Origin of the sequence: Brachybacterium alimentarium, from assembly GCF_002332425.1 — a bacterium.
Taxonomy (GTDB): Bacteria; Actinomycetota; Actinomycetes; order Actinomycetales; family Dermabacteraceae; genus Brachybacterium; species Brachybacterium alimentarium.
The window spans coordinates 1-4,472 of record NZ_NRGS01000028.1; the positions used below are offsets into that span (position 1 = coordinate 1).

4 protein-coding genes are annotated in these 4,472 nt (G+C 66.8%); 2 read left to right on the forward strand and 2 right to left on the reverse strand.

Going from position 1 to position 4,472, the window contains the following annotated elements; all coding sequences use genetic code 11:
* Positions 1-8: 8 nt before the first annotated feature.
* Positions 9-662 (reverse strand): phospholipase D-like domain-containing protein, encoded by a 654-nt coding sequence (locus CIK71_RS15115; RefSeq protein ID WP_096166517.1) that lies wholly within the window; start codon positions 660-662, stop codon positions 9-11.
* A complete protein-coding gene (locus CIK71_RS15120; RefSeq protein ID WP_096166518.1) occupies positions 659-1,084 on the reverse strand; it encodes a (deoxy)nucleoside triphosphate pyrophosphohydrolase in 426 nt (141 codons plus the stop codon). Before CIK71_RS15120 ends, CIK71_RS15115 begins: the two co-directional genes overlap by 4 nt.
* A gap of 627 nt (positions 1,085-1,711) precedes the next feature.
* On the opposite strand from CIK71_RS15120, the gene CIK71_RS15130 reads away from it, so the two are divergent.
* Both CIK71_RS15130 and CIK71_RS15135 read left to right on the forward strand, forming a co-directional pair.
* Positions 1,712-2,758: an aldo/keto reductase gene (locus CIK71_RS15130; protein ID WP_176485666.1), complete on the forward strand. Its 1,047-nt coding sequence runs from the start codon at positions 1,712-1,714 to the stop codon at positions 2,756-2,758.
* 74 nt (positions 2,759-2,832) lie between these two features.
* On the forward strand, positions 2,833-4,275 hold the full coding sequence (locus CIK71_RS15135) for a sulfatase family protein (RefSeq protein ID WP_096166521.1): 1,443 nt from the start codon (positions 2,833-2,835) through the stop codon (positions 4,273-4,275).
* Positions 4,276-4,472 lie beyond the last annotated feature (197 nt).

A 4,472-nucleotide genomic window follows, 5' to 3' on the forward strand; every position in this document is an offset into this window, starting at 1 on the left:
CTTCGACGCTATGACACCACCCACGCCTTCGCGTGAAGATGAGTGGACTGCGAGTCATAGTTGACCCGCACCTCGGCACCGAGTTCCCGGACGAAGTAATCCAGGGCGCGGCGATCGGTGGCGCCGATGTACGTCGTCGTTAGTACGCGAATGGGAACGCCGCGTTCGGCAGCAGCGCGCAATGAATTTTCGAGCACGCGGATACCGCTCCATTGCACGAATGCGCACAAAAGATCGATGTGGTCGGCGCTCGCCATCTCAAGTCGAAGTTCTGATCCCAGCTGCGGGTCATTGCGGGAGTTCGTGAACAGTGCGACGTCCGCCAAAGGTGTCGAGGGCCGGAGCGGAGGTGGCGTCATGGGCGCTGTGACGGACGTGAGGAGTTGGGGACCAGATGTCACCGTTTCGGCCTCTACGACCTCAGGAATCGTCTGCAGTAAACGGTTCGCAGTGTCGATCTGCTCCTCCAAGGGCAGTGAAGAGAGAGTTCTGGAGATGACCGTGCTCAAGTGTTGGGTCAGGACGTGCGGTGCGTCTGCGGCGTCGACGTCTGCGAACGTCCGATCGTGCGCATCATGGGCCTGATCGCCAAGCGTGGCGGCGAGCCCCGTCGTCACCAAGAGCTCATAGAGCCCCGGGTCAAGGGCGGGAGTCTCGCTCATCGATTCCTCAGGTGCTTTTGCGTGGAGGGCGGGAAGGCGTCCTGGATGATCGGAATATCGGCGGGCGACCATTCGAGTTCGGCTAAATCGTCTGGCGCAAACCAGCCCATCTGATCGTGATCTGTGCTCGCGGTCGGTGCCGCGGATTCCAAGTCCGTCCAGTAGCACGCCAGATCGACGAGGGTGAGGCCGACCGGGGTCGTGTGCCGCGACGCCAGCTCCCCAACTCGCACCGTGATGCCTAGTTCCTCCGTCAGCTCACGGTGCAGCGCTCCCGTGGGATGCTCTCCGGGCTCCACCTTGCCTCCGGGGAACTCCCACAGACCGCCGGCACTGCGCTCAGGGCTGCGACGTGCAGCGAAGACAAGACCACCACTGACGATGATCGCGCCCACGACCTGGATCGACGGCTGCGAGGACATGCGGCTCCCTGTGCATAAGACGGCTGCTCAGCACATCGTATGAGCGAAGGGGGACACCTGGTTCCACAACCCGGCCATTGCACATGATTGGCAAGAGGGGCCGACCCCGACCCCGGCCCGACGCCGCACCCAAGAGCTGCTCCGTCTTTCCCTCGCATTTGACATAACCTCTCGAGGGCCCGACGAATGATCTCGGCCTGCGGACAAAGGAGCCTCGATGGAAGTCACCGCTTATCTGGAACCCTTGAACGATCCGACTCGCGTGAGTAGCTACCTGGTGCGGATCTGGATCCGCGGGCGGAACGAGCTCTACGGGTGGAACACGTCTGATTGGTGTCTTACCGATGTCGGATCTGTCGAAGACGCAATCGCCTGGGCACGCGAGCGGGCAGCCGGATCGCCGTGCGAGGTGCTTCTCGTGACGGAGCAAGAGGCGCTGCTGCGACTCTGGGGGTCGGAGCCGGAAGACAGTGCACAGACCATCACCGTCCCGCTCCGATGGGTGGGTGGGCAAAGGTAGCTGCTGATGGTTCGGCGGACGACCGCGCTGGCTTCCCCGTTCTGGAACACTGGTGCGAAGGCCGGCGCTGACGTTCGGCGCCCTATAGAACGAGGTCAACGATGCCCATGCAGTCCCGCACCCCCGCCCGTCTGGGCCGCCCGCTGTCCGTGATCGGCCAGGGCTGCTGGCAGATCGGCGCCGATTGGGGCGAGGTCTCCGACGAGTCTGCGCAGGGAGTGCTCGGCGCCGCCCTCGACGCGGGCGTGACGTTCTTCGACACCGCCGACGTCTACGGCGACGGGCGCAGCGAGCGCCTGGTCGGGGCGATGCGGCAGAACGCCGGCGGATCTCAGGCGAACGGCGACGAGCCCTTCGGCGGATCGTCCCCGTCGGCCCCGCTGTTCGTCGCCACCAAGGCGTCCCGCCGGGCGGAGCCCTTCGCTCCGGAGTCCTTCACCGAGGAGAACCTGCGCGCCTGGGTGGAGCGCTCGAGGCAGAACCTCGCGATGGACACGCTCGATCTGGTGCAGCTGCACTGCCCGCCGCCCGCGATCTACCGCGACGACCGGGTGTTCGACGTGCTGGATGCCCTGGTCGCCGAGCAGAAGCTCGCCGCCTGGGGCGTCAGCGTCGAGACCTGCGAGGAGGCGCTGATCAGTCTCGAGCGGGAGCACCTCGCCTCGATCCAGATTATCCTCAACCCGTTCCGTCTCAAGCCGCTGGACGAGGTGGTGCCGCTGGCCCGCGAGAAGGGCGTCGCGATCATCGCGCGAGTGCCCCTCGCCTCCGGTCTGCTCACCGGCAAATTCTCCCCGGGCACCACCTTCGCGGCGAACGACCACCGCAGCTTCAACCGCGCGGGAGAGGCCTTCGACCAGGGCGAGACCTTCTCCGGTGTGGAGTATGAGGTGGGGCTGCAGGCCGTGGCCCGGCTCGAGCAGGCCCTCGACGGGGCGATGCCACTGCCGGAGGCCACGCTGCGCTGGATCCTCGCCCAGGACGGCGTCACTGCGGCGATCCCGGGTGCGAGCAGCGGAGAGCAGGCTCGTCGCAACGCAGCTGCTGGCAGTGCCCCCACCGCCGAGCAGCAGACCGTCCTCGCACGGTTCGACGCAGCCGTGCAGCAGACCTACGACGATCTGCTGCGCAAGGACATCCACCCCCGCTGGTGATCGCCCGGCGGTCCTGACCACGCCGAGAGCACCCCCGGACCATCAACGCCCCAGGAACCTTGAGGAGATCTGCTTTGTCCAGCCCCAACATCGTGTTCATCATGTCCGACGACCACGCGGCGCACTCGATCTCCGCCTACGGCAGCAGGGTCAACACCACCCCGCACCTCGACCGTCTCGCCGACGAGGGGGCGCGGATGGACGCGGTGTACTGCACCAACTCCATCTGCACGCCCTCGCGCGCCTCGATCCTCACGGGCACCTACAGCCACATCAACCGCGCCCCGTCGATCTACTCCGAGTTCGGCTACCGGGTGCCCACGTTCCCGGAAGTCCTGCACGACTGCGGCTATCAGACCGCACTGTTCGGCAAGTGGCATCTGGGCCGCTCCGAGGGATCCCGGCCGCGCGGCTTCGACGACTGGCGGATCTTCCCCGACCAGGGCGACTACGTGGACCCGGTGATGATCGGACCCGACGGCGAGGAGACCATCGAGGGCTACGCGACGGACATCGTCACGCAGCAGAGCCTCGACTTCCTCGAACAGCGTGACCCCGATCGGCCGTTCTGCCTGCTGGTGCACCACAAGGCGCCGCATCGTCCCTGGGTCCCGCACCCCCGGTACGAGGGGATGTACGAGGCCGGGACGATCCCCGAGCCGGAGACGATGTGGGACGACCACGCGACCCGCGCTGAGGTGGTCCAGCAGGTCCGGATGAACCTGGATGATCTGCGGCCGACGGACTACAAGGACGAGCTGCCGCCCGAGCTCGAGGGCGAGGGGAAGGGCCGTGAGCGGGCCTCCTGGAAGTACCAGCGGTACATGCGGGACTACCTGCGCTGCGTGCAGGCCGTCGACGACTCCGTGGGTGAGATCCTCGGCTGGCTCGAGACGCAGGGGCTGGACGAGGACACCGTGGTCATCTACACCTCCGACCAGGGGTTCTTCCTCGGCGATCACGGCTGGTTCGACAAGCGCCTGATGCTGGACGAGTCGCTGACGATGCCGATGCTGGTGCGCTGGCCCGCGCGGGTCCCGGCCGGCTCCCACGTCACCGACATGATCACCAACGTGGACTTCGCCGCGACGCTGCTCGAGGTCGCGGGGCGGTCCCCGTCGGACCTCCCGCAGCAGCAGGGTCGCAGCTTCCTGCCGCAGCTGCGCGGCGAGAGCGTCGAGGGCTGGAGGCAGTCGGTCTACTACCGCTATTGGGAGCACGACGACCCCGAGCATCACGCGCCCGCCCATTACGGCGTGCGCACGAAGACCCACAAGTTCATCCGCTACTACAACGACGGGCTCGGCAGCCCGGGCTCGTCGGACCGCATCATGCCCGTCGAGGACGAGCTCTACGATCTCGTCGCCGACCCGAACGAGCTCACCAACGTGGTCGCAGATCCGGGCCACGCAGGAGCGCTCGCCGAGACGGAGCAGCTGCTCGCGGACCTGCAGGAGCATTACGGCGACGAGCCCTACCGCGGCCCGGACACGCCCCGCCTGGAGTGGCCCTCCTGAGAAGGGCACCGTGCCGGCTGTTGGAGTGGCCCGCTTGAGAGGGTCGCCGTGCCGGCCGGTGTGGTGGCCCACTTGAGAGAGACGCCGTGCCGGCCGTCGTGAGCAGGTTCTGCCGCCGCCGCCGCCGCCGCGAGCGAGTTTTGCGGGCCAGCGACCGATGCACGGCACAGCATCGGTTGTTATGTCGCAGGACATCG

What these genes read in the sequence shown, in the direction of transcription:
- CIK71_RS15115 (WP_096166517.1), bottom strand. Translation starts at nt 662, where the DNA reads ATGAGCGAGACTCCCGCCCTTGACCCGGGGCTCTATGAGCTCTTGGTG.
- CIK71_RS15120 (WP_096166518.1), bottom strand. Translation starts at nt 1,084, where the DNA reads ATGTCCTCGCAGCCGTCGATCCAGGTCGTGGGCGCGATCATCGTCAGT.
- CIK71_RS15130 (WP_176485666.1), top strand. Translation starts at nt 1,712, where the DNA reads ATGCAGTCCCGCACCCCCGCCCGTCTGGGCCGCCCGCTGTCCGTGATC.